Annotated in this window: 21 protein-coding genes and 3 pseudogenes; 20 read left to right on the forward strand and 4 right to left on the reverse strand. The window is 63.3% G+C overall.

Annotated elements, in window-relative coordinates:
* Nucleotides 1-190: 190 nt before the first annotated feature.
* The 4 genes from gyrB to dnaA are packed head-to-tail and all read right to left on the reverse strand — an operon-like array spanning nt 191 to nt 6,327.
* Nucleotides 191-2,608: a DNA topoisomerase (ATP-hydrolyzing) subunit B gene (gene gyrB, locus BAY1663_RS04035; RefSeq protein WP_037038124.1), complete on the reverse strand. Its 2,418-nt coding sequence runs from the start codon at nt 2,606-2,608 to the stop codon at nt 191-193.
* Nucleotides 2,605-3,717 (reverse strand): DNA replication/repair protein RecF, encoded by a 1,113-nt coding sequence (gene recF, locus BAY1663_RS04040; protein WP_037038126.1) that lies wholly within the window; start codon nt 3,715-3,717, stop codon nt 2,605-2,607. Before recF ends, gyrB begins: the two co-directional genes overlap by 4 nt.
* A gap of 12 nt (nt 3,718-3,729) precedes the next feature.
* Nucleotides 3,730-4,833 (reverse strand): DNA polymerase III subunit beta, encoded by a 1,104-nt coding sequence (dnaN, locus tag BAY1663_RS04045; RefSeq protein ID WP_037038127.1) that lies wholly within the window; start codon nt 4,831-4,833, stop codon nt 3,730-3,732.
* A 33-nt stretch (nt 4,834-4,866) separates the two neighbouring features.
* On the reverse strand, nt 4,867-6,327 hold the full coding sequence (dnaA, locus tag BAY1663_RS04050) for a chromosomal replication initiator protein DnaA (protein ID WP_037038129.1): 1,461 nt from the start codon (nt 6,325-6,327) through the stop codon (nt 4,867-4,869).
* Between the two features lie 499 nt (nt 6,328-6,826).
* Between dnaA and rpmH the strand changes: the two genes are divergently transcribed.
* The 20 genes and pseudogenes from rpmH to BAY1663_RS04150 all read left to right on the forward strand — a co-directional run bounded on the left by rpmH (nt 6,827) and on the right by BAY1663_RS04150 (nt 25,041).
* Complete coding sequence (rpmH, locus tag BAY1663_RS04060; RefSeq protein WP_003290924.1) at nt 6,827-6,961, forward strand: 50S ribosomal protein L34; 135 nt, start codon at nt 6,827-6,829, stop codon at nt 6,959-6,961.
* A 14-nt stretch (nt 6,962-6,975) separates the two neighbouring features.
* Complete coding sequence (rnpA, locus tag BAY1663_RS04065; protein WP_037038133.1) at nt 6,976-7,371, forward strand: ribonuclease P protein component; 396 nt, start codon at nt 6,976-6,978, stop codon at nt 7,369-7,371.
* Nucleotides 7,364-7,609, forward strand: a complete 246-nt coding sequence (gene yidD / locus BAY1663_RS04070; RefSeq protein WP_014822280.1) for a membrane protein insertion efficiency factor YidD — start codon at nt 7,364-7,366, stop codon at nt 7,607-7,609. Before rnpA ends, yidD begins: the two co-directional genes overlap by 8 nt.
* 2 nt (nt 7,610-7,611) lie before the next feature.
* Nucleotides 7,612-9,285: a membrane protein insertase YidC gene (yidC, locus tag BAY1663_RS04075; protein ID WP_037038135.1), complete on the forward strand. Its 1,674-nt coding sequence runs from the start codon at nt 7,612-7,614 to the stop codon at nt 9,283-9,285.
* 76 nt (nt 9,286-9,361) lie between these two features.
* Entirely contained in the window at nt 9,362-10,729 is a 1,368-nt protein-coding gene (mnmE, locus tag BAY1663_RS04080) for a tRNA uridine-5-carboxymethylaminomethyl(34) synthesis GTPase MnmE (protein ID WP_037038136.1), read from the forward strand.
* A 516-nt stretch (nt 10,730-11,245) separates the two neighbouring features.
* Nucleotides 11,246-13,137 (forward strand): annotated as a pseudogene (gene mnmG, locus BAY1663_RS04085) (tRNA uridine-5-carboxymethylaminomethyl(34) synthesis enzyme MnmG).
* Nucleotides 13,137-13,784 (forward strand): 16S rRNA (guanine(527)-N(7))-methyltransferase RsmG, encoded by a 648-nt coding sequence (rsmG, locus tag BAY1663_RS04090; RefSeq protein WP_037038137.1) that lies wholly within the window; start codon nt 13,137-13,139, stop codon nt 13,782-13,784. The pseudogene mnmG and the gene rsmG overlap by 1 nt, the downstream one beginning before the upstream one ends.
* A gap of 16 nt (nt 13,785-13,800) precedes the next feature.
* A complete protein-coding gene (locus tag BAY1663_RS04095; protein ID WP_037038139.1) occupies nt 13,801-14,589 on the forward strand; it encodes a ParA family protein in 789 nt (262 codons plus the stop codon).
* Nucleotides 14,590-14,598: 9 nt separating this feature from the next.
* Nucleotides 14,599-15,471 carry a ParB/RepB/Spo0J family partition protein gene (locus tag BAY1663_RS04100; protein WP_037038141.1) on the forward strand — a complete coding sequence of 291 codons (873 nt, stop codon included), beginning with the start codon at nt 14,599-14,601 and terminating at the stop codon, nt 15,469-15,471.
* A gap of 135 nt (nt 15,472-15,606) precedes the next feature.
* A complete protein-coding gene (locus BAY1663_RS04105) occupies nt 15,607-16,005 on the forward strand; it encodes a F0F1 ATP synthase subunit I (protein WP_128576066.1) in 399 nt (132 codons plus the stop codon).
* Nucleotides 16,006-16,020: 15 nt separating this feature from the next.
* Nucleotides 16,021-16,875 (forward strand): F0F1 ATP synthase subunit A, encoded by an 855-nt coding sequence (gene atpB, locus BAY1663_RS04110; RefSeq protein ID WP_037038146.1) that lies wholly within the window; start codon nt 16,021-16,023, stop codon nt 16,873-16,875.
* Between the two features lie 55 nt (nt 16,876-16,930).
* A pseudogene (gene atpE, locus BAY1663_RS23275) lies at nt 16,931-17,157 on the forward strand (F0F1 ATP synthase subunit C).
* A gap of 93 nt (nt 17,158-17,250) precedes the next feature.
* The gene (locus tag BAY1663_RS04115) at nt 17,251-17,721 is read left to right on the forward strand and encodes a F0F1 ATP synthase subunit B (RefSeq protein ID WP_037038147.1); all 471 of its coding nucleotides are present in this window, start codon (nt 17,251-17,253) and stop codon (nt 17,719-17,721) included.
* 12 nt (nt 17,722-17,733) lie between these two features.
* Nucleotides 17,734-18,270, forward strand: coding sequence for a F0F1 ATP synthase subunit delta (locus BAY1663_RS04120; protein ID WP_037038149.1), 537 nt, complete (start codon nt 17,734-17,736; stop codon nt 18,268-18,270).
* A gap of 15 nt (nt 18,271-18,285) precedes the next feature.
* Nucleotides 18,286-19,829, forward strand: a pseudogene (gene atpA / locus BAY1663_RS04125) (F0F1 ATP synthase subunit alpha).
* Nucleotides 19,830-19,879: 50 nt separating this feature from the next.
* Nucleotides 19,880-20,746, forward strand: coding sequence for a F0F1 ATP synthase subunit gamma (gene atpG / locus BAY1663_RS04130; RefSeq protein WP_037038151.1), 867 nt, complete (start codon nt 19,880-19,882; stop codon nt 20,744-20,746).
* Nucleotides 20,747-20,793: 47 nt separating this feature from the next.
* Nucleotides 20,794-22,170, forward strand: a complete 1,377-nt coding sequence (gene atpD / locus BAY1663_RS04135) for a F0F1 ATP synthase subunit beta (RefSeq protein WP_037038152.1) — start codon at nt 20,794-20,796, stop codon at nt 22,168-22,170.
* A gap of 75 nt (nt 22,171-22,245) precedes the next feature.
* The gene (locus BAY1663_RS04140; RefSeq protein WP_037038153.1) at nt 22,246-22,674 is read left to right on the forward strand and encodes a F0F1 ATP synthase subunit epsilon; all 429 of its coding nucleotides are present in this window, start codon (nt 22,246-22,248) and stop codon (nt 22,672-22,674) included.
* 143 nt (nt 22,675-22,817) lie between these two features.
* Nucleotides 22,818-24,182, forward strand: a complete 1,365-nt coding sequence (gene glmU, locus BAY1663_RS04145; RefSeq protein WP_037038155.1) for a bifunctional UDP-N-acetylglucosamine diphosphorylase/glucosamine-1-phosphate N-acetyltransferase GlmU — start codon at nt 22,818-22,820, stop codon at nt 24,180-24,182.
* Nucleotides 24,183-24,258: 76 nt separating this feature from the next.
* Nucleotides 24,259-25,041 carry a DeoR/GlpR family DNA-binding transcription regulator gene (locus BAY1663_RS04150; protein ID WP_037038220.1) on the forward strand — a complete coding sequence of 261 codons (783 nt, stop codon included), beginning with the start codon at nt 24,259-24,261 and terminating at the stop codon, nt 25,039-25,041.
* Nucleotides 25,042-25,044 lie beyond the last annotated feature (3 nt).

Genomic DNA, 25,044 nt, shown 5'->3' on the forward strand with positions numbered 1-25,044 from the left:
AGGCTATACCCCGCTTGAATTTTGGCTGCCCATCGGGCGGTAAGGTAAGTAACTTTCGATGGGGATAACCTTATGCCGACAAGGGCTGTTTTCGAAATTGATTAAACCAGTCGGGGCGATGCAGATTGTCTATCTCGCATAAAAAACCCGGTCCAGGGACCGGGTTTCGTTCGAAGCACCGAAGAGGAAATCAGAAATCCAGGTTCGACACCGCCAGCGCATTGGTTTCGATGAAATCACGACGCGGTTCGACGGCATCGCCCATCAGCGTATTGAAGATCTGATCGGCAGCAATCGCATCGTCGATCGTCACCTTGAGCATGCGGCGCACGTTCGGGTCCATGGTGGTTTCCCACAGCTGATCCGGGTTCATTTCGCCCAACCCCTTGTAGCGCTGGACACTGTGCCGGCGCGTGCCTTCTGCCATCAGCCAGTCGAGCGCTTCCTTGAAGCTGGCCACGGGCTTCTTGCGTTCGCCGCGCTGCACGTAGGCACCTTCCTCGAGCAGGCTATTGAGTTTCTCGCCCAGCGCGGTAACGGTGCGGTAATCGTTGCTGGCGAAGAAGTCACGGTTGAAGGTGATGTAGCTGGCCAGCCCGTGAGAGCTGATTTCCACTTCGGGCAGCCACAGGTGGCGCTCCTTGTCTTCACGCAGGCTGGCGTTATAGACGAGGCCGGAGCGCTCCACATTCTTGAGCAGTGCGGCGTACTGCTCCAGCCAGGCCTGCATGGCGGCCTGGTCGGCCAGTTGCTCGACCGATACCCGCGGCAGGTAGATGAAGTGCTCGGTCAGCTCCTGCGGATACAGCCGCGACAGGCGCTGCAGCGTTTTCATCACCGTGCGGTAGTCGTTGACCAGCTTCTCCAGCGCCTCGCCGTTGAGGCCAGGGGCGTCTTCGTTGACGTGCAGGCTGGCATCTTCCAGGGCGGACTGGGTCAGGTATTCCTCCATCGCCTCGTCGTCCTTGATGTACTGCTCCTGCTTGCCACGCTTGACCTTGTACAGCGGCGGCTGGGCGATATACACGTAGCCACGCTCGATCAGCTCCGGCAGCTGGCGGAAGAAGAAGGTCAGCAGCAGGGTGCGGATGTGCGAGCCGTCGACGTCGGCATCGGTCATGATGATGATGTTGTGGTAGCGCAGCTTGTCGATGTTGTACTCCTCGCGCCCGATGCCGCAGCCCAGCGCGGTGATCAGCGTACCGACTTCCTGGGAGGACAGCATCTTGTCGAAGCGCGCCTTCTCGACGTTGAGGATCTTGCCCTTGAGCGGCAGGATAGCCTGGGTCTTGCGGTTGCGCCCCTGCTTGGCCGAGCCACCCGCGGAATCACCCTCCACGATGTAGAGTTCGGACAGCGCAGGATCCTTCTCCTGGCAGTCGGCGAGCTTGCCCGGCAGGCCGGCGATATCCAGCGCGCCCTTGCGCCGGGTCATTTCCCGGGCCTTGCGCGCAGCCTCGCGGGCACGGGCGGCGTCGATCATCTTGCCGACCACGGCCTTGGCCTCGTTGGGATGCTCGAGCAGGAAGTCGGCGAAGTACTTGCCCATCTCCTGTTCCACCGCAGTCTTCACCTCGGAGGAGACCAGCTTGTCCTTGGTCTGCGAGCTGAACTTGGGGTCCGGCACCTTCACCGAGATGATCGCCGTCAGGCCCTCGCGCGCATCGTCGCCGGTGGTGGAGATCTTGTGCTTCTTCGCCAGGCCTTCCTGCTCGATGTAGGCATTCAGGTTGCGGGTCAGCGCCGAGCGGAAGCCGGCCAGGTGGGTGCCGCCATCGCGTTGCGGGATGTTGTTGGTGAAGCAGAGGATGTTCTCGTTGAAGCTGTCGTTCCACTGCAGCGCCACCTCGACACCGACGCCGTCGTCGCGCTGCACGTTGAAGTGGAACACCTGGTTGACCGCGGTCTTGTTGGTGTTGAGGTAGCTGACGAAGGCGCTCAGGCCGCCTTCGTACTTGAACAGCTCTTCCTTGGCGCTGCGCTCGTCACGCAGGACGATACCAACCCCGGAGTTGAGGAAGGACAGCTCGCGCAGGCGCTTGGCCAGGATGTCCCAGCTGAAGTGGATGTTCTGGAAGGTCTCGGCCGAAGGCTTGAAGTGGATTTCGGTGCCCGATGTATCGGTCTCGCCGACTGCGGCAAGCGGCGCCTGCGGCACGCCGTGGCGGTACAGCTGTTCCCAGACCTTGCCTTCGCGGCGGATCGTCAGCAGCAGCTCCTCGGACAGTGCATTGACCACCGACACCCCCACACCATGCAGGCCGCCGGAAACCTTGTAGGAGTTGTCGTCGAACTTACCACCGGCGTGCAGTACGGTCATGATGACCTCGGCCGCCGAGACACCTTCTTCCTTATGGAGGTCCACCGGAATGCCGCGACCGTTGTCACGCACAGTGATGGATTCATCGACATGAATGGTGATGGAGATGTCACTGCAGTGGCCGGCCAGGGCTTCGTCGATCGAGTTATCGACGACCTCGAAGACCATGTGGTGCAGACCGGTGCCGTCGTCGGTATCGCCGATGTACATGCCGGGACGCTTGCGCACGGCATCGAGGCCTTTGAGTACCTTGATGCTCGACGAATCGTACGTGTGGTTTTCGCTCATGCCTTCACTCCCGAGGGGCCGTGGACTTGGCTGATATGCCCATGTTCCACGTGAAACATTGAGACTGGTGTCTGCTCGCACCAGCCTGCTTGCAAAACAGTTGAATCGACACAGGTAATGAACACCTGACAGTCCAGTTGCTCGAGCAACCTGCACAACGCCAGCCGATGCTGCTCGTCCAGTTCGGACGGCAGGTCGTCGACCAGGTAGATGCACTGCCCACGCTTCGCCTCGCTGACGAGGTGGCCCTGGGCAATGCGCAAGGCACACACCACCAGCTTCTGTTGGCCGCGCGACAGAACTTCGGCCGCGTTATGGTTGCCCATTCTCAGCCGCAGGTCGGCGCGTTGAGGTCCGGACTGGGTATGTCCCAACGCTCGATCGCGCTCCAGGGAAGCCGCCAGCACCTCGCTGAGCGTGCGCTCCTTGTCCCATCCACGGTAATAACTGAGCGTCAGCCCATCGAGCTCCAGCAGCGCGCCGAGCGTTCTTTCGAAGACCGGTTTCAGCGCCTGGATATAGGCGCGCCGATAGCCGTCGATCTCGTCGCTCGCCAGCGCCAGTTCCCGGCTCCAGGCCGCTTCCGAAGCGCCGTCAAGTGTACCATGCCGCAGCCACGAGTTCCGTTGCCGCAGGGCCTGTTGCAGCCGTTGCCAGGCACCGAGAAAGCGATGTTCCACGTGGAACACACCCCAATCGAGAAACTGCCGGCGCAGCTTCGGCGCACCTTCGAGCAGGCGGAAACTATCCGGGTTGATCAGCTGCAAGGGCAGGGTATCGGCGAGCTCGGCGGTCGAACGAACGCTCTGCCCGTCGATACGGATTCTCACCTCGCCGCTGCGATCGCGCGAGATGCCCAGCGCGCGGCTGTGCTCGTCGGGCAGCTGCACCTGGCCGAACACGGTGCAGGCCGGCTGCTCGTAGCTGATCACCGGATTGAGGCGGATGCTGCGAAACGAACGGGCCAGGCCGAGCAGGTGGATAGCCTCGAGCAGACTGGTCTTGCCGCTGCCGTTATCGCCGAAGAGGATGTTGATGCGAGGAGAGGGCGTCAGCGTCACCGGGTGCAGATTGCGTACCCCGGTGACGGAGATACGACTGAGGGACATTCAGGTCGACGATTACAGGCGCATCGGCATCACGACGTAGGCCGAGTCGTCGTTGTCGAATTCCTGGAGCAGGGCGCTGCTGTTGGCGTCGGAAAGGATCAGGCGAACCTGGTCGGTGGTCATCACGCCCAGCACGTCGAGCAGGTAGCTGACGTTGAAACCGATCTCCAGCGAGCCACCATTGTAGTCGACCGCCACCTCTTCCTCGGCCTCTTCCTGCTCGGGGTTGTTGGCCTGGATTTTCAGCAGGCCGCTTTCCAGCTGCAGGCGGATGCCACGGTATTTCTCGTTGGAGAGAATGGCGGTGCGGCTGAAGGCCTCGCGCAGCAGCTGCCGGTCACCGACCACCAGCTTGTCGCCGCCACGCGGCAATACGCGTTCGTAGTCGGGGAACTTGCCGTCGACCAGCTTGGAAGTGAAGGTGAACTCGCCGGTGGTGGCGCGAATGTGGTGCTGGCCCAGGACGATGCTGACCTCGGCGTCCTGGTCGTTGAGCAGGCGCGCCAGTTCGAGGATGCCCTTGCGCGGGACGATGACCTGATGACGATCGGCCTGCTCTATGCCGGCCTGCATGGAACACATCGCCAGGCGATGGCCGTCGGTGGCCACCGCGCGCAGCATGCCGCTGGACACCTCGATGAGCATGCCGTTGAGGTAGTAACGCACGTCCTGCTGCGCCATGGCGAAGCTGCTGCGTTCGATCAGGCGGCGCAGTTTGCCCTGTTCGACGCTGAACGACAGCGAGCCGGGACCTTCTTCCACCGTGGGGAAATCGTTGGCCGGCAGCGTCGACAGGGTGAAACGGCTGCGTCCGGACTTGATCACCACCTTCTGCTCATCGAGACGGATGTTGATCAGCGCATCGCTGGGCAGGCTCTTGCAGATGTCCATCAGCTTGCGTGCCGGCACGGTGATCTCGCCCGGTTCGGCGGAATCCTCGAGGGCGACCCGGCCGACCAGCTCGACTTCCAGGTCGGTACCGGTCAACGACAGTTGCTGTCCCTGCACCACCAGCAGGACGTTGGACAGCACCGGCAAGGTCTGGCGCCGTTCGACGACGCCGGCAACCAGCTGCAGGGGTTTCAACAGGGCTTCGCGCTGAATGGAGAAATGCATGGTCTGGTCCCTTGCCTAGTAGATGGGTCGCACTCAGGTTGTCAAAGTTCGCAGCAGATTCTTGTAATCTTCGCGGATATCTGCGTCAGTTTCCCGAAGTTCGGCGATCTTACGGCAGGCATGCAGGACCGTGGTGTGATCCCGGCCACCGAACGCATCGCCGATCTCCGGCAGGCTGTGGTTGGTCAATTCCTTGGACAGCGCCATCGCCACCTGCCGCGGCCGCGCGACGGAACGCGAACGGCGCTTGGACAGCAGATCGGATATCTTGATCTTGTAGTACTCGGCCACGGTGCGCTGGATATTGTCGACGCTGACGAGCTTGTCCTGCAACGCCAGCAGATCCTTCAGCGATTCGCGGATCAGCTCGATGGTGATATCGCGGCCCATGAAGTGCGCATGGGCGATCACCCGTTTCAGGGCGCCTTCGAGTTCGCGCACGTTGGAACGTATGCGCTGGGCGATGAAGAAGGCCGCATCGTGCGGCAGGTCGACCTTGGCCTGGTCGGCCTTCTTCATCAGGATCGCCACCCGGGTTTCCAGCTCAGGCGGCTCGACCGCCACCGTCAGGCCCCAGCCGAAACGCGATTTCAGGCGCTCTTCCAGGCCGTCGATCTCCTTGGGGTAGCGGTCGCTGGTGAGGATGACCTGCTGCCCGCCCTCGAGCAGCGCATTGAAGGTATGGAAGAACTCTTCCTGCGAGCGTTCCTTCTTGGCGAAGAACTGGATGTCGTCGATCAGCAGCGCGTCCACCGAACGGTAGAAGCGCTTGAATTCGTTGATGGCGTTGAGCTGCAGCGCCTTGACCATGTCGGCGACGAAGCGCTCGGAGTGCAGGTAGACCACCTTGGCGTTGGGGTTCTTTTTCAGCAGGTGATTGCCCACCGCATGCATCAGGTGGGTCTTGCCGAGGCCGACGCCACCATAGAGGAACAGTGGGTTGTAGCCGTGCTTGGGATTGTCCGCCACCTGCCAGGCCGCGGCGCGTGCCAACTGGTTGGATTTGCCCTCGACGAAGTTCTCGAAGGTGAAGGTGCGGTTCAAATAGCTGGTGTGCTTGAGCCCGCCCTCCACCTGCACGGCGCGCTCGACTCGCGGCGGTGCCGCCTCGGGCTCTTCGGCTGCGACGGACAGCGGCTCGAACTGCGCAGCCTGCGGTTGCTCGATTGCGCTGGGGGCCACGGGGACCGGCTGCGGCTGGGCACGAGCCGCCGCGGCGGCAGCGGAAGGAAGTGCGGCGGCAGCGGTGCGCTTGCTGCCGATGAGCAGCGAGAGCGCAGGGGCAAGTCCGGTGGAACGCTCGGAAAGCAGTTCGAGCAGACGCGACAGGTACTTCTCGTTGACCCAGTCGAGCACGAAGCGATTGGGCGCGTAGACCCGCAGTTCGTCAGCCTCGGCTTCTACCTGGAGCGGACGAATCCATGTGTTGAATTGCTGAGCAGGCAGTTCATCGCGCAAGAGCTCCACGCACTGCTGCCAAAGTTCCACCGACACGGAATCTCCTATCGACGCTGTCGAGGTAAGAAGGCGGCATTGTAGCTGTCGGGTCTGCGGTTATCCACAACAACCCGAAAGCCGGTCGCTCAACCAGAGTCGAAGCGTTGCGCCAAGCCGCCCCTTCAACTCTGTGGATAACCGCAGCTGAAGGTTCTGGATGAGCCTGTGAAGAACCAACGGCCAACGCCTCCTGTGGATATCCAGGCATTCCATCCCCAGGTTACTCCGAGACACTCCACCAGCCCCGCACGGCTTACCCACCTGGTTCGCCTTTCCTGAAGCCCACGAACCACGGGGCATAGCCGGACTTTTACACAGGCATGGGCGGCATCATATACAAGCATTACATCTTGAAAGCTTTAAATATCTCTCTTTCTATCTTTTATCAGGCAGAAGTCTGGTTGGAAATTGACCTGGCCGGGCAGCTTCTCTACAATCGCCGGTCTCTTAAAAGGGGGCCATTCCGGCCCGCGATGGATCACCAGGTAAACGCACCATGAAACGCACTTTCCAACCCAGCACCATCAAGCGCGCCCGTACCCATGGCTTCCGTGCCCGCATGGCCACCAAGAACGGTCGTCAAGTCCTGTCGCGTCGTCGCGCCAAAGGCCGCAAGCGTCTGACCGTCTGATATCGGAACAGGTAGTGAGTCGGGACTTCGGCCGGGAAAAGCGACTGCTGACCCCCCGCCAATTCAAGGCAGTCTTCGACTCCCCTTCCGGTAAGGTACCTGGCAGGCACGTCCTGCTGCTGGCCCGCGAGAACGATCTGCAATACCCTCGTCTCGGCCTGGTGATCGGCAAGAAGAGCGTCAAGCTCTCGGTTGAGCGCAACCGCATCAAGCGGCAGATCCGCGAAACCTTTCGTCACCACCAGCTGGGACTGACGGGCTGGGATATCGTGATCGTCGCCCGCAAGGGATTGGCCGATCTGGACAATCCCGAACTGGCACGGCAGTTCGTCAAGCTCTGGAAGCGCCTGTCACGCACGCCGTCCAAGGCCTCCGCCGAACCTGGAGCAGCCAACACTACCCATGCGTAAATTGGCCATCGCTTCGATCAGGGTTTACCAGTACGCCATCAGTCCCATGATGGCCAGCCATTGTCGTTTCTATCCAAGCTGCTCCTGCTATGCACTCGAGGCCATCGAAACCCATGGTCTGCTGCGCGGCGGCTGGCTGAGTCTGCGCCGGCTGGGTCGCTGCCATCCGTGGAATCCCGGCGGCTACGATCCCGTGCCCTCCCATAACACTTCCAATTCATCTCCGATGGCCGAGTAACCATGGATATCAAACGCTCGATCCTGCTTGTAGCCCTGGCAGTCGTTGCCTACCTGATGGTTCTGCAGTGGAACCAGGACTACGGCCAGGCCGCCCTGCCAGCCGAAACCTCGCAAAGCCAGGCCGCAGCACCGGCGCTGCCGGACACTCCAGCCACTACTGCCAGCGAGAATGGTGTCGAAGACGTACCGGCGGTGGCCGGCCAAGAGCAAGCCAGCGCATTGCCCAGTGCCGCGCCGAGCAATCAGCTGATCCGCGTGCGCACCGATGTGCTGAGCGTCGCCATCGATCCGCGGGGCGGCGACATCGTCGAGCTGCAACTGCCGCAGTATCCGCGACGCCAGGATCGCCCTGACGTGCCGTTCCAGCTGTTCGAGCGCAGCAGCGAGCGTACCTACGAGGCGCAGAGCGGCCTGATCGGCGACGGCCCGGACAAGGCCAGCGGACGTCCGCAGTACGCCAGCGAGAAGACCGAATACCAACTGGCCGACGGCCAGGACCAGCTGGTGGTCGACCTGACCTACAGTGCCGAAGGCGTCAACTACATCAAGCGTTTCACCTTCGCGCGCGGCAACTACGATCTGGGCGTGCGCTACCTGATCGACAACCAGAGCGACAAGCCCTGGACCGGCTACCTGTTCGGCCAGCTCAAGCGCGACAACAGCAGCGACCCGTCCTCCAGCACCGCCACCGGCACCGCCACCTACCTCGGCGCCGCGCTGTGGACCAAGGACGAGCCCTATCGCAAGGTCTCCATGAAGAACATGGACGAAAAGAACCTGCGTGAGACCGTGCAGGGCGGCTGGGTCGCCTGGCTGCAGCACTACTTCGTCACCGCCTGGATTCCGCAGGCCGGCGACACCAACCAGGTGCAGACCCGCAAGGACAGCCAGGGCAACTACATCATCGGCTTCACCGGTCCGGCGCTCAGCGTCGCGGCCGGCGCCCAGGGCGAGACCGGCGCCACCCTGTATGCCGGCCCGAAGAGCCAGGACAAGCTGGAAGCACTCTCCCCCGGCCTGCGTCTGACCGTCGACTACGGCATCCTCTGGTTCATCGCCCAGCCGATCTTCTGGCTGCTGCAGAACATCCATGCGCTGCTGGGCAACTGGGGCTGGTCGATCATTGCCCTGACCATCGTCATCAAGCTGGCATTCTTCCCGCTGTCGGCGGCCAGCTACAAGTCGATGGCGCGCATGCGCGCGGTGTCGCCGAAGATGCAGGCGCTCAAGGAACAGTTCGGTGACGATCGCCAGAAGATGTCCCAGGCGATGATGGAGCTGTACAAGAAGGAGAAGATCAATCCGCTGGGCGGCTGCCTGCCGATCCTGGTGCAGATGCCGGTATTCCTCGCCCTCTACTGGGTACTGCTGGAAAGCGTGGAGATGCGCCAGGCACCGTGGATGTTCTGGATCACCGACCTGTCGATCAAGGATCCGTTCTTCATCCTGCCGATCGTGATGGGCGTGACCATGTTCATCCAGCAGCAACTGAACCCGACTCCGCCGGACCCGATGCAGGCGCGTGTGATGAAGCTGCTGCCGATCATCTTCACCTTCTTCTTCCTCTGGTTCCCGGCCGGCCTGGTGCTGTACTGGGTAGTCAACAACGTCCTGTCGATCGCCCAGCAGTGGTACATTACCCGGCAGATCGAAGGTACGGCCAAGAAAGCCTGACGCCTTGCCCGCTTACGCGAACGCCCCTTGATTGGGGCGTTTTGCTTTCTCCCCGTTAGCCTGACAGGAGGCCCCCATGAGCCATGCCCGCGATACCATCGCCGCCGTCGCGACCGCGCCCGGGCGCGGTGGAGTTGGCATCGTCCGTGTCTCGGGCCCGCGTGCCAGGGCGGTCGCGATCACCCTCAGCGGGCGCGAGCCGACACCGCGGCATGCACACTACGGGCCGTTCCATGCCGACGACGGCGAGGTGATCGACGAAGGGCTGCTGCTGTTCTTCCCCGGCCCCCATTCCTTCACCGGCGAGGACGTGCTGGAACTGCAGGGCCACGGCGGCCCCGTGGTGCTCGATATGCTGTTGCAGCGCTGCGTGGAACTGGGCGCGCGGCTGGCGCGGCCCGGCGAATTCAGCGAACGGGCCTTCCTCAACGACAAGCTCGACCTGGCCCAGGCCGAGGCCATCGCCGACCTGATCGAAGCGAGCTCGGCCCAGGCCGCGCGCAATGCCGTGCGTTCCCTGCAGGGCGAGTTCTCCCGGCGGGTGCACCAGCTCACCGAGCGCCTGATCCAGCTGCGCATCTACGTCGAGGCGGCCATCGACTTTCCCGAGGAGGAAATCGACTTTCTCGCCGATGGCCACGTGCTCGCGCAACTCGAGGGCGTACGTGCCGAGTTATCCACAGTGTTGCGCGAGGCCGGCCAGGGTGCCTTGCTGCGCGACGGCATGACGGTGGTCATCGCCGGCCGTCCCAACGCCGGCAAGTCCAGCCTGCTCAATGCGCTGGCCGGGCGCGAGGCGGCCATCGTCACCGATATCGCCGGCACCACCCGCGACGTGCTGCGCGAACACATCCTCATCGACGGCATGCCGCTGCACGTGGTGGACACCGCCGGGCTGCGCGACACCCAGGACCATGTCGAGCGCATCGGCGTACAGCGTGCGCTCACGGCGATCGGCGAGGCCGACCGGGTGCTGCTGATGGTCGATGCCAGCGCCCCCGAGGCCGACGATCCCTCGGCGCTCTGGCCGGAATTCCTCGACAGCAACCCGGAGCCGGACAAGGTCACGCTGATCCGCAACAAGGCCGACCTGAGCGGCGAGCCGATCGCCCTGCGGGTCGCCGCCGATGGCCAGGTGACGCTGAGCCTGTGCGCCCGTTCCGGCGAAGGCATCGAGCTGCTGCGCGAGCACCTGAAAAGCTGCATGGGCTACGAACAGACCGCCGAAAGCAGCTTCAGCGCCCGCCGCCGTCACCTGGATGCGCTGCGCCTGGCCGAGCAGTACCTGCAACACGGTCACGCCCAGCTGACCCTCGCCGGCGCCGGCGAACTGCTGGCCGAGGACCTGCGCCTGGCGCAACAGGCGCTCGGCGAGATCACCGGGGCGTTCAGCTCCGACGATCTGCTTGGGCGTATCTTCTCGAGCTTCTGCATCGGCAAGTGAGTCCGATACAGGCGTAATCACCCGCCTGCGCCCCCGTCCTCTCCGCCCCAATCCCGTCATCCGCCGTGCCGCAAAGTGCGGCGGATGGCTGTTCGCGCATGCTTTATCTGCTACACCATGCTGGAGCAGGAGCCCTGTGGAAAAACGGCCCTGAACCCGGTCGATAAGACGACCCGAAAGCCGAGGATAATCCCGCTTGTGCATAAGCCTTGATTTAATCCACAGGCTGCCGACGGCAAACACACCGCCGACACCCAGCCACCGCACAGGGTTATCATTCCTTGCAAACGGCGCCAGGAGTGGGCTGCAAGCTTTTATCCACAGAAGGGCTTGTCACCATACATAAACATATAAACAAGCTCTTTATAAATTTCTTCTTCTTTGTATTCTTTTGCCTGCCCGAGCATTCGACCCAACGGTTGATCATTTTTTGCTCAGGGCCCTTCTTTAGCTTCGGCTAAATCCCTATACTTCGCGGTTTCCCCAATTCCCATCTGAACAGGCACGAGGTGCGTGGTGGACTTCCCTTCCCGTTTTGACGTGATCGTGATCGGCGGCGGCCATGCCGGCACCGAAGCTGCGCTGGCAGCGGCACGCATGGGCGTGAAGACCCTGCTGCTCAGCCACAATGTGGAAACCCTCGGGCAGATGAGCTGCAACCCGGCCATCGGCGGCATCGGCAAGAGCCATCTGGTCAAGGAAATCGATGCCCTGGGCGGAGCCATGGCCACCGCCACCGACAAGGGCGGCATCCAGTTCCGCGTGCTCAACAGCCGCAAGGGACCGGCGGTACGCGCCACCCGCGCGCAGGCCGACCGCGTGCTGTACAAGGCGGCGATCCGCGAGATCCTGGAGAACCAGCCCAACCTGTGGATATTCCAGCAGGCGGCCGACGACCTGATCGTCGAACAGGACGAGGTCAAGGGCGTGGTCACCCAGATGGGGTTGCGTTTCTTCGCCAGCTCGGTGGTGCTGACCACCGGCACCTTCCTTGGCGGACTTATCCACATCGGCCTGCAGAACTATTCCGGCGGTCGTGCCGGCGATCCGCCGTCGATCGCCCTGGCCCAGCGCCTGCGCGAACTGCCGCTGCGCGTCGGCCGGCTGAAGACCGGCACGCCGCCGCGCATCGACGGCCGTACGGTGGATTTCACGCAGATGACCGAACAGCCCGGCGATACGCCGCTGCCGGTGATGTCCTTCCTCGGCTCGCGCGAGCAGCATCCGCCGCAGGTCAGCTGCTGGATCACCCACACCAACGCGCGCACCCACGAGATCATCGCCGCCAACCTGGATCGCTCGCCGATGTATTCCGGCGTGATCGAAGGCGTCGGCCCGCGCTACTGCCCGTCGATCGAGGACAAGATCCATCGCTTCGCCGACAAGGACAGCCACCAGGTGTTCCTCGAGCCCGAAGGCCTGACCACCCACGAGCTCTACCCCAACGGCATCTCCACCTCGCTGCCGTTCGACGTGCAGTTGCAGATCGTGCAGAGCATCCGCGGCATGGAGAACGCGCACATCGTGCGCCCCGCTACGCCATCGAGTACGACTACTTCGACCCGCGCGACCTCAAGTACAGCCTGGAAACCAAGGTCATCGCCGGGCTGTTCTTCGCCGGCCAGATCAACGGCACCACCGGCTACGAGGAAGCCGGCGCCCAGGGCCTGCTCGCCGGCGCCAATGCCGCCCTGCGCGCGCAGGGCAAGGACAGCTGGTGCCCTCGCCGCGACGAGGCCTACCTCGGCGTGCTGGTCGACGACCTGATCACCCTCGGCACCCAGGAGCCCTACCGCATGTTCACCTCGCGCGCCGAGTACCGGCTGATCCTGCGCGAGGACAACGCCGACCTGCGCCTGACCGAGAAGGGCCGCGAGCTGGGCCTGGTCGACGAGCGCCGCTGGGCGGCGTTCTGCGCCAAGCGCGAAGGCATCGAGCGCGAGGAACAGCGGCTGAAGAGCTGCTGGGTACGCCCGGGCAGCGCCGAGGGCGAGGCCATCGCCGCGCGTTTCGGCAGCCCGCTGGCGCGCGAATACAACCTGCTCAACCTGCTGGCGAGACCGGAAATCGACTACCAGAGCCTGATCGAACTGACCGGTGCCGGCGCCGAAGACCCGCAGGTCGCCGAGCAGGTGGAAATCAAGACCAAGTACGCCGGCTACATCGAGCGCCAGCAGGAAGAGATCGAACGCCTGCGCGCCAGCGAGAACGTGCGCCTGCCGACCGATCTCGACTACGCGACGATCGCCGGGCTGTCCAAGGAGATCCAGCACAAGCTGGGCCTGGCCCGTCCGGAGACCCTCGGCCAGGCCTCGCGCATTCCCGGCGTCACGCCGGCGGCGGTATCGCTGCTGATGATCCACCTGAAGAAGCGCAATGCCGGCCAGCAACTGGAGCAGAGTGCCTGATGAACGGAGTCAGCGAACAGCACGCCGCCGAGCTTGCTCGCGGCGCCGCTGAACTCGGCATCGAAGTCAGCACCCACCAGCAGGAACAGCTGCTGGCCTACCTGGCGTTGCTGATCAAGTGGAACAAGGCCTACAACCTGACCGCAGTGCGCGATCCGGACGAGATGGTCTCGCGTCACTTGCTCGACAGCCTCAGCGTGGTGCCCTTCGTCGCCGAAGCCGGCCAGCACTGGCTCGACGTCGGCAGCGGCGGTGGCATGCCAGGCGTGCCCTTGGCGATCATGTTCCCCGAGCATGGCTTCACCCTGCTCGACGCCAACGGCAAGAAGACCCGTTTCCTGACCCAGGTGAAGCTGGAGCTGAAACTGGCCAATCTCGAGGTCGTCCACGACCGAGTGGAACATTATCGGCCGGCAACTCCGTTCGACGGCATCACCTCGCGGGCCTTCAGCTCCCTGCAGGACTTCACCGACTGGACCCGTCACCTGGGGGTAGCCGATTGCCGCTGGCTGGCGATGAAGGGCGTGCAGCCCGACGACGAACTGCAGGCGCTGCCGGACGATTTCCGCCTGGATGCCTGTCACGTACTCAAGGTTCCCGGTTGCCAAGGCCAGCGCCATCTGCTGATACTGCGCCGCACTTCATGACGGACAGACGCTGACCATGGCCAGAGTATTCGCCATCGCCAACCAGAAGGGCGGTGTCGCCAAGACCACCACCTGCATCAACCTGGCCGCCTCGCTGGTGGCCACCCGGCGCCGGGTGCTGCTGATCGACCTCGACCCCCAGGGCAACGCCACCACCGGCAGCGGCGTGGACAAGCTGAACCTGGAGTACTCGATCTACGACGTGCTGATCGGCGAATGCAGCCTGGTGGACGCCATGCAGTTCTCCGAACACGGCGGCTACCAGCTGCTGCCGGCCAACCGCGACCTGACCGCGGCCGAGGTCGCGCTGCTGAACCTGCCGGCCAAGGAGAACCGCCTGCGCGAGGCGCTGGCGCCGGTGCGCGAGAACTACGACTACATCCTCATCGACTGCCCGCCGTCGCTGTCGATGCTGACCATCAACGCGCTGACCGCCGCCGACGGCGTGATCATCCCCATGCAGTGCGAGTACTACGCGCTCGAAGGCTTGAGCGATCTGGTCAACTCGATCCAGCGCATCGGCCAAGCGCTGAATCCGAGCCTGAAGATCGAAGGCCTGTTGCGCACCATGTACGACCCGCGCAGCAGCCTGACCAACGACGTCTCCGAACAGCTCAAGGCACATTTCGGCGACAAGCTCTACGACACCGTCATCCCACGCAACGTGCGGCTCGCCGAGGCGCCCAGCCACGGCATGCCGGCACTGGTCTACGACAAGCAATCCAAGGGCGCACTGGCCTACCTGGCACTGGCCGGCGAACTGTCGCGGCGCCAGCGCCAGGCCGCGCGCAGCGCCCTCGCATAAGGAATCTTCATGGCGACCAAGAAAAGAGGCCTAGGACGCGGACTGGATGCCCTGCTCGGCGGCGCCAGCGTCTCGGCCATGCAGGAAGAGGCGGCCAAGGTCGATACCCGCGAACTGCAGCACCTGCCGCTGGAGCTGATCCAGCGCGGCAAGTACCAGCCGCGCCGCGACATGGACCCGCAGGCCCTGGAAGAGCTGGCTCAGTCGATCAGGACCCATGGCGTGATGCAGCCGATCGTGGTGCGGCCGATCACTGGCGGCCGCTACGAGATCATCGCCGGCGAGCGCCGCTGGCGCGCCAGCCAGCAGGCCGGCATCGAAGCCGTGCCGGCATTGGTCCGGGAAGTCGCCGACGAGGCCGCCATCGCCATGGCGCTGATCGAGAACATCCAGCGCGAGGACCTCAATCCGATCGAGGAAGCCGTGGCCCTGCAGCGCTTGCAGCAGGAGTTCCAGCTGACCCAGCAGCAGGTGGCCGACGCGGTGGGCAAATCGCGCGTCGCGGTGAGCAACCTGCTGCGGCTGATCGCCCTGCCCGAAGAGATCAAGACACTGCTGTCCCATGGCGATCTGGAGATGGGCCATGCCCGCGCACTGCTGGGGTTGCCGGCCGAGCAACAGGTGGAAGGCGCGCGGCATGTTGTCGCACGCGGGCTGACCGTGCGGCAGACCGAAGCGCTGGTGCGCCAGTGGCTGAACAGCAAGGAAACGCCCAAGGTCGAAGCCAGGGTCGATCCGGACATCAGCCGCCTGGAACAGCGCCTGGCCGAACGTCTGGGCTCTCCGGTGCAGATCAAGCACGGTCAGAAGGGCAAGGGTCAGCTGGTGATCCGCTACAGCTCTCTGGATGAACTGCAGGGCGTGCTGGCGCACATCCGCTGATACAAAATGTTTGTAGTGCTAGTCGGAAAATACTACCGGATGGTTGAACGCTGACTGGCCTGCTCCTATACTCGCCGCGCTTTTTTTGACTGCGGACAATTAATTTGCGCGGCCTGCTGCAGTGATGGAAACCCGGTGAACATACGCAACAGAACACCCTTCCATCGCCTCCCAGCCTTTCGCGTTCTGCTGATGCAAGCACTGGTCGCTTTATTGACCGCTGTCTCATGTGGGATCGTTTTTGGTATCGTCGCCGGCTATTCGGCCTTGTGCGGCGGTCTGATCGCACTGTTGGCGAACGTGTATTTCGCATACAAGGCCTTTCGTTATTTTGGCGCACGTTCGACCCGGGCGATCATCCAGTCCTTCTGGTCTGGAGAGATGGGTAAACAGATTCTGGCAGCAGCGCTGTTCGCGCTGGTGTTCGTGGGGGTGCGGCCGCTGCAACCGGTTGCCTTGTTCGCTGGCTATCTGCTGGTTCTGGGCGTCGGCGCAAGTGCGCTCCTGCTGATGAAAAACAATCCGAAGCATTGAGCATTTGAGGCGTATATGGCGAGTACCCCGGCTGAATATATCCAGCACCACCTGCAGAACCTGACCTACGGCAAGCTGCCGGCGGGTTACGAGCGCGCTGACGGCTCCGTCCTCGATCAAGCCACCTGGACCATCGCCCAGACCGGCCTCGAGGCGCGCGACATGGGCTTCATGGCGTTCCACCTGGACACCCTGGGCTGGTCGCTGCTGATGGGCGCCCTCTTCATCCTGCTGTTCCGCAGCGCCGCCAAGGCCGCCACGGCCGGCGTACCGGGCAAGCTGCAGAACTTCGTCGAGATGTGCGTCGAGTTCGTCGAAGGCGTGGTCAAGGACACCTTCCACGGCCGCAACACCCTGATCGCCCCGCTGGCGCTGACCATCTTCGTCTGGGTGTTCCTGATGAACAGCCTGAAGTGGATTCCGGTCGACTACATCCCGGGTATCGCCCACCTGCTCGGCCTGCCGGCCTTCAAGATCGTGCCGACCGCCGATCCCAACGGCACCTTCGGCCTGTCCCTCGGCGTCTTCGTCCTGATCCTGTTCTACAGCGTCAAGGTCAAGGGCTTCGGCGGCTTCAGCAAGGAACTGGCATTCACCCCGTTCAACCACTGGTCGCTGGTGCCGTTCAACCTGTTCCTGGAAATCCTCGGTCTGCTGACCAAGCCGCTCAGCCTCGCGCTGCGTCTGTTCGGCAACATGTATGCCGGTGAGGTGGTGTTCATCCTCATCGCTCTGCTGCCGTTCTACGTGCAGTGGACCCTGAATGTGCCTTGGGCGATCTTCCATATCCTGGTGATCCCGCTTCAGGCCTTCATCTTCATGGTACTGACGGTGGTGTACCTGAGCTCTGCCCATGAAGAACATCACTGAAAACCGCTAACGCTTCACCGAAAAACCTTAACCCCCTTAGCTTCAGGAGCTTTACATGGAACTCGTCTACATCGCCGCCTCCATCATGATCGGTCTGGGTGCCTGGGTACCGGCATCGGCTTCGCCCTGCTGGGCGGCAAACTGCTGGAATCCACCGCTCGTCAACCCGAGCTGGCTCCTCAGCTGCAAACCAAGACCTTCCTGATGGCCGGTCTGCTCGACGCCGTGCCGATGATCGGCGTTGGTATCGCGATGTACCTCATCTTCGTTGTCGCCGGCTAAGCATTTTTCCGGTTTGAGATGGGGTTCGCCGGGCGAGCCCCGTCGCCGTGGAATGACTCCCGCGTTGAACGAGATAGCACGAGGTAAATCGCTGTGAACATTAACTTGACGCTGTTCGGTCAGACGCTCGCCTTCGCTATCTTCGTTTGGTTCTGCATGAAATTCGTATGGCCGCCCATCACCCAGGCCATGCAGCAGCGCCAGAAGAAGATCGCCGAAGGACTGGATGCGGCAGGCCGTGCGCAGCAAGACCTGAAACTGGCTCAGGACAAGGTGTCCAACACCCTGCGTGAGACCAAGGAGCAGGCAGCCCAGATCATCGAACAGGCGAACAAGCACGCCAACGCGATCATCGAGGAAGCCAAGCAGCAGGCACGTGTGGAAGGCGAGCGACTGGTCGCCGGCGCCCGCGCCGAGATCGAACAGGAAGTGAACCGTGCCAGGGACCAACTGCGCAGTCAGGTAGCGGCTCTGGCCGTCGCCGGCGCGGAGAAGATCCTGGAGTCCCAGGTGGACGCCAAGGTGCACAACGAGCTGGTCGAAAAACTGGCCTCCCAACTCTAAGCGAGGCAAGCGATGATCAATACCCAGACGCTTGCTCGGCCTTACGCGAAAGCCGCTTTCGAGTTCGCCAGTGCGGCAGGACAGACCGAATCCTGGTCGAAGATGCTCAACCTGGCCGCCGTCGCTGTTGAAGTCCCCGAAGTCGCAGCGTTGCTGAACGACCCCCGCCTGACCAGCGAAAGCAAGGTTCAGGAACTGGTGCGTCTGCTCGGCGACGATACCGACGAAGCGTTCCGCAACTACGTCCAGACCCTTGGCGAGAATGATCGCCTGTCGGTCCTGCCGACCGTGTGGGAGCTGTACGAGGACATCAAGGCGCAAGCCGAGAAAACGCTCGAAGCCGAAGTCGAAACCGCCTTCGAGCTCAGCAACGCGCAACTCCAAACTTTGGCTGCCGCCCTGTCGAAGCGGCTAGATCGCACCGTCAACCTCCAGCAGGCCGTGAATCCTGCGCTGATCGGCGGCGTGGTGATTCGCGCCGGTGACGTGGTTGTCGACGGTTCGGTCCGCGGCAAACTGAGCCAGTTGGCCGAATCGTTGAAATCCTGATTTGAGGGTCATGGCATGCAGCAACTGAATCCTTCCGAGATTAGTGAAATCATCAAGCAGCGCATCGAGAAATCGGATGTCGCTGCTCAAGCCCGTAACGAGGGCACCGTCGTCAGCGTTTCCGACGGCATCGTACGCATCTACGGTCTGGCCGACGTCATGTACGGCGAAATGATCGAGTTCCCCGGCGGCATCTTCGGTATGGCACTGAACCTGGAGCAGGACTCCGTCGGTGCCGTGGTTCTGGGTAACTACCTGGGCCTGACCGAAGGCATGAGCGCCAAGTGCACCGGCCGCATCCTCGAAGTTCCGGTAGGTCCGGAACTGCTGGGCCGCGTGGTCGACGCACTGGGCAACCCGATCGATGGCAAGGGCCCGATCAACGCCAAGGAAACCGACGCCGTCGAGAAAGTGGCACCGGGCGTGATCTGGCGTAAGTCGGTCGACCAGCCGGTACAGACCGGCTACAAGTCGGTCGACGCCATGATCCCGGTCGGTCGTGGCCAGCGCGAGCTGATCATCGGTGACCGCCAGATCGGCAAGACCGCCATGGCGATCGACGCATCATCAACCAGCGCAACAGCGGCATCCGTTGCGTCTACGTGGCCATCGGTCAGAAGCAGTCGACCATCGCCAACGTGGTGCGCAAGCTGGAAGAGCATGGCGCCCTGGCCAACACCATCATCGTCGCCGCCTCGGCTTCCGAGTCCGCCGCGCTGCAGTACCTGGCTCCGTACGCCGGCTGCACCATGGGCGAGTACTTCCGTGACCGCGGTGAAGACGCGCTGATCGTCTACGACGATCTGTCCAAGCAGGCCGTGGCCTATCGTCAGATTTCCCTGCTGCTGCGCCGTCCGCCGGGACGCGAAGCCTACCCGGGCGACGTGTTCTATCTTCACAGCCGTCTGCTGGAGCGCGCTTCCCGCGTTTCCGAGGAGTATGTCGAGAAGTTCACCAATGGCGCCGTGACGGGCAAGACCGGTTCGCTGACCGCGCTGCCGATCATCGAGACCCAGGCGGGCGACGTTTCCGCGTTCGTTCCGACCAACGTGATTTCCATCACCGACGGTCAGATCTTCCTGGAATCGGCCATGTTCAACGCAGGTATCCGTCCGGCCGTCAACGCCGGTATCTCGGTATCCCGCGTCGGTGGTGCGGCGCAGACCAAGATCATCAAGAAGCTCTCCGGTGGCATCCGTACCGCCCTGGCCCAGTACCGTGAACTGGCTGCGTTCGCGCAGTTCGCTTCCGACCTGGACGAGGCCACCCGCAAGCAGCTCGAGCATGGTCAGCGCGTCACCGAGCTGATGAAGCAGAAGCAGTACGCGCCGATGTCCATCGCCGACATGTCCGTGTCCCTGTATGCCGCCGAGCGTGGCTTCCTGGGCGACGTGGAAGTGGCGAAGGTGGGTGCTTTCGAGCAGGCCCTGATCGCCTTCTTCAACCGCGAGTTCGCCGAGCTGATGGCGAAGATCAACGTGAAGGGCGACTTCAACGACGAAATCGACGCGGGCCTGAAGGCCGGCATCGAGAAGTTCAAGGCCACGCAAAGCTGGTAAGCCGCAGCGGGCGCCTCGCGGCGCCCGCCTGCTAACCCGATAGGTGTCAAATGGCAGGCGCAAAAGAGATTCGCAGCAAGATTGCGAGCATCAAAAGCACGCAGAAGATCACCAGCGCCATGGAGAAGGTGGCGGTCAGCAAGATGCGCAAGGCACAGCAGCGCATGGCGGCCAGCCGTCCTTATGCGGAGCGGATCCGGCAGGTGATTGGCCATCTGGCCAACGCCAACCCCGAGTACCGCCACCCGTTCATGGTGGAGCGTCCGGTCAAGCGTGTCGGCTATATCGTCGTGTCCACCGACCGTGGTCTGTGCGGCGGCCTGAACATCAACCTGTTCAAGGCGCTGATCAAGAACATGAAGGAGTGGCACGATCAGAAGGTCGAAGCAGACCTTTGCGTGATCGGCAACAAGGGTGCGAGCTTCTTCCGCAGCTTCGGCGGTAACGTGGTCGCGGCAATCGGCAACCTCGGCGAAGAGCCGTCGATCAACGATCTGATCGGCAGCGTCAAGGTCATGCTCGATGGCTTCCACGAGGGCCGTATCGATCGCTTGTACCTGGTATCCAACAAGTTCATCAACACCATGACCCAGAAACCGACGGTCGACCAACTGCTGCCGCTGGCTGCAGACGAGAACGCCGAGCCGGTCAAGAAGGGTCAGTGGGACTACCTCTACGAGCCGGACGCCCAGCAACTGCTGGATGCCCTGCTGGTTCGTTACATCGAGTCCCAGGCCTATCAGGCGGTGGTCGAGAACGGCGCAGCCGAACAGGCGGCGCGGATGATTGCCATGAAGAACGCAACCGACAACGCCGGTGAACTGATCAGCGATCTGCAACTGGTCTACAACAAGGCCCGTCAGGCTGCGATCACTCAGGAAATTTCGGAAATCGTCGGCGGCGCTGCCGCGGTTTAAGAACGGTTCAACTGTTAACAATGGCTGAAAAGTCAGAGGAACCAAACATGAGTAGCGGACGTATCGTTCAAATCATCGGCGCCGTCATCGACGTGGAATTTCCGCGCGATCTGGTGCCGAACGTCTATGACGCACTGAAAGTTCAGGGCGCCGAGACCACCCTGGAAGTCCAGCAGCAGCTGGGCGACGGCATTGTCCGTACCATCGCCATGGGTTCGACCGAAGGCCTCAAGCGTGGCCTGGACGTCAACAACACCGGCAAGGCCATCGCCGTGCCGGTCGGCACCGGTACCCTCGGCCGCATCATGAACGTGCTGGGCGAGCCGATCGACGAGGCCGGCCCGGTCGAGTGCGAAGAGCAGTGGGGCATCCACCGCGCCGCGCCGAGCTACGCCGAGCAGGCGGGTGGTAACGACCTGCTGGAAACCGGCATCAAGGTCATCGACCTGGTCTGCCCGTTCGCCAAGGGCGGCAAGGTCGGCCTGTTCGGTGGTGCCGGTGTCGGCAAGACCGTGAACATGATGGAGCTGATCAACAACATCGCCAAGGCGCACAGCGGTCTGTCCGTGTTCGCCGGCGTCGGCGAGCGTACTCGTGAAGGTAACGACTTCTATCACGAGATGAAGGACTCCAACGTTCTCGACAAGGTGGCGATGGTCTACGGCCAGATGAACGAGCCGCCGGGAAACCGTCTGCGCGTGGCCCTGACCGGCCTGACCATGGCCGAGAAGTTCCGTGAGGAAGGCCGCGACGTCCTGCTGTTCATCGACAACATCTACCGCTACACCCTGGCCGGTACCGAAGTGTCGGCACTGCTGGGTCGTATGCCGTCCGCGGTGGGTTATCAGCCGACCCTGGCCGAGGAAATGGGCGTTCTGCAGGAGCGCATCACCTCCACCAAGACCGGTTCGATCACCTCGATCCAGGCCGTCTACGTTCCCGCGGACGACCTGACCGACCCGAGCCCGGCGACCACCTTCGCCCACCTCGACGCCACCGTGGTACTGAGCCGCGACATCGCCTCGCTGGGTATCTACCCCGCGGTCGACCCGCTGGACTCCACCAGCCGTTCGCTGGACCCGCTGGTGGTCGGCCAGGAGCACTACGAAGTGACCCGCGGCGTGCAGTACGTGCTGCAGCGCTACAAGGAACTGAAGGACATCATCGCCATTCTCGGCATGGACGAACTGTCCGAGACCGACAAGCAGCTGGTGGCGCGCGCGCGCAAGATCCAGCGCTTCCTGTCCCAGCCGTTCCACGTGGCGGAAGTCTTCACCGGCGCCCCGGGCAAGTACGTGTCCCTGAAGGAAACCATCCGTGGCTTCCAGGGCATCCTCAATGGCGAGTACGACCACCTGCCGGAGCAGGCGTTCTACATGGTCGGCACCATCGACGAAGCCATCGAGAAAGCCAAGAAACTGTAACTGGCGCGCCCGTTCGCGGGCGCCGATCCAGCCTGACCGGCCTTGGCCGGGCGGGCTGATTACCGAGGCATAAGTATGGCTATGACAGTCCATTGCGACATCGTCAGCGCGGAAGAAGAGCTGTTCTCGGGGCTGGTGGAAATGGTCGTCGCCCATGGCAACCTGGGTGACATCGGTATCCTGCCGGGCCACGCGCCGCTGCTGACCGATCTCAAGCCGGGTCCGGTGCGGGTGATCAAGCAGGGTGGCGACGAGGAGATCTTCTACATCTCCGGCGGCTTCATCGAAGTGCAGCCGAACATGGTGAAGGTTCTCGCCGATACCGCCACGCGCGCCAAGGACATCGACGAGGCCGCTGCTCAGGCCGCCGTCAAGGCTGCGGAAAAGGCGTTGCACGAGAAGGGGGCGGATTTCGACTACGGTTCCGCCGCCGCTCGTCTGGCCGAAGCTGCCGCCCAGCTGCGTACCATCGAGCACCTGCGCAAGAAGTACGGCCGGCACTGATCGGCCCGCGACTTCATCGCGCACGAGTAAAAGGGTAGCCTTGGCTACCCTTTTTCTTTTTCCGCCATTTGTCGGACCGGCGCGCGGATGGCTCCGGCATCGCCGGGCCGCTACCCGGCCCGATACCGTTTCAGGATCAGCCCATGTCTCTCGATATCGTCATTCTCGCCGCCGGTCAGGGCACCCGCATGCGTTCCTCCCTGCCCAAGGTGCTGCATCCGGTCGCCGGCAAATCCATGCTCGGGCATGTCATCGATACCGCGCGTGCGCTGCAGCCCCGGAGCATCCAGGTGGTCATCGGCCATGGCGCCGAGCAGGTGCGCCAGTGCCTGGCGGGCGAGGACCTCAACTACGTCGTCCAGGCCGAGCAGCTCGGCACCGGCCATGCGGTGGCGCAGGCGCTGCCGAACCTCGCGGCCGAGCGGGTGCTGATCCTCTACGGCGACGTGCCGCTGATCGAGGCCGAAACCCTGCAGCGCCTGTTGCACAAGGTCGGTCCCGAGCAGCTGGCGCTGCTCACCGTGGTACTCGACGACCCCAGCGGCTACGGGCGCATCGTCCGCGACGCGCAGGGCGAGGTGCAGGCGATCATCGAGCACAAGGACGCCAGCGCCGAGCAGCGGGCGATTCGCGAGGGCAATACCGGCATCCTGGCGGTACCGGGCAGCCGTATCGGCGAATGGCTGGGGCGGCTGTCCAACAGCAATGTCCAAGGCGAGTACTACCTGACCGACGTGATCGCCATGGCGGTGGCCGATGGCCTACGTGTGGCCACCGAGCAGCCGCTGGATGCCATGGAAGTGCAGGGCGCCAACGACCGCATCCAGCTTGCCGAACTCGAACGCCACTATCAGCGGCGCGCGGCCCGCCGACTGATGGCCGAGGGGGTGACGCTGCGCGATCCGGCGCGCTTCGACCTGCGCGGCGACGTCAGCGTCGGCCGCGACGTGCTGATCGACGTCAACGTGATTCTCGAAGGCAGCGTGATCATCGAGGACGGCGTTTCGATCGGCCCCAACTGCGTGATCAGGGACAGCACCCTGCGCAAGGGCGCGATCGTCAAGGCCAACTCGCACCTGGAAGGCGCGGAACTCGGCGAGGGCGCCGACTGCGGCCCGTTCGCCCGCCTGCGCCCCGGCAGTGTGCTCGGCGCCAGGGCGCACGTGGGCAACTTCGTCGAACTGAAGAACGCGACCCTGGCCGAAGGCGCCAAGGCCGGCCACCTGAGCTACCTGGGCGATGCCGAGATCGGCGCGCGGAGCAACATCGGCGCCGGTACCATTACCTGCAACTACGACGGCGCCAACAAGTTCAGGACGGTGATGGGCGAGGACGTGTTCATCGGCTCCAACAGCTCGTTGGTCGCGCCGCTGAACCTGGGCGATGGCGCCACCACCGGTGCGGGCTCGGTGATCACCGAGGATGTGCCGACGCATACCCTGGCGCTCGGCCGGGGCCGCCAGCGCAACATCGACGGCTGGCAGCGGCCGAGCAAGCAGAAGCCTTAAGCGGCACTGCCAGCTTGCGTCCTCCGGGCGCATATGTTTTGATTCGCGGCATTAACTTTCGAATCGAAACATGTTCATGTCGAAGCGCAACACGCCGCAACGCCGCCACGCGATTCTCGCCCTGCTCAACGAGCAGGGCGAAGTTAGCGTGGATGAGTTGTCGCGGCGTTTCGAGACCTCCGAAGTCACCATCCGCAAGGACCTCGCCGCGCTGGAGAAGAACGGCCTGCTGCTGCGTCGCTACGGCGGTGCGGTGCCGTTGCCCCAGGAGCTGATCGGCGACACGGCCCAGCCCGTCTCGCCGTGGAAACAGGCCATCGCGCGCCTAGCGGTGGGCTGCATCCGCGAACATGCGCGGATCATCATCGACAGCGGCACCACCACCGCGGCGATGATTCCCGAGCTGGGCCACAAGCCGGGCCTGGTGGTGATGACCAACTCGCTCAGCGTGGCCAATGCCCTGCGCGAACTGGAGCACGAGCCGGTGCTGCTGATGACCGGTGGCACCTGGGACCCGCATTCGGAGTCCTTCCAGGGCCAGGTCGCCGAGCAGGTGCTGCGCTCCTATGATTTCGATCAGTTGTTCATCGGCGCCGACGGCATCGACCTCGAACGTGGCACCACCACCTTCAACGAACTGCTGGGCCTGTCGCGTGTCATGGCCGAGGTCGCCCGGGAAGTCATCGTGCTGGCCGAAGCGGACAAGATCGGCCGGCGCATTCCCAACCTGGAGCTGCCCTGGAGCGGCATCCATACCCTGATCACCGATGAGCGTCTCAGCGACGAGGCGCGCACCCGTATCCAGGCCCGCGGCGTCAAGCTGCTCTGCGCGGCCGTCGAACCCAATCTGGAGACCTGAACC

This window comes from Pseudomonas sp. BAY1663, from assembly GCF_000582595.1.
Taxonomy (GTDB): domain Bacteria; phylum Pseudomonadota; class Gammaproteobacteria; order Pseudomonadales; family Pseudomonadaceae; genus Stutzerimonas; species Stutzerimonas stutzeri_AF.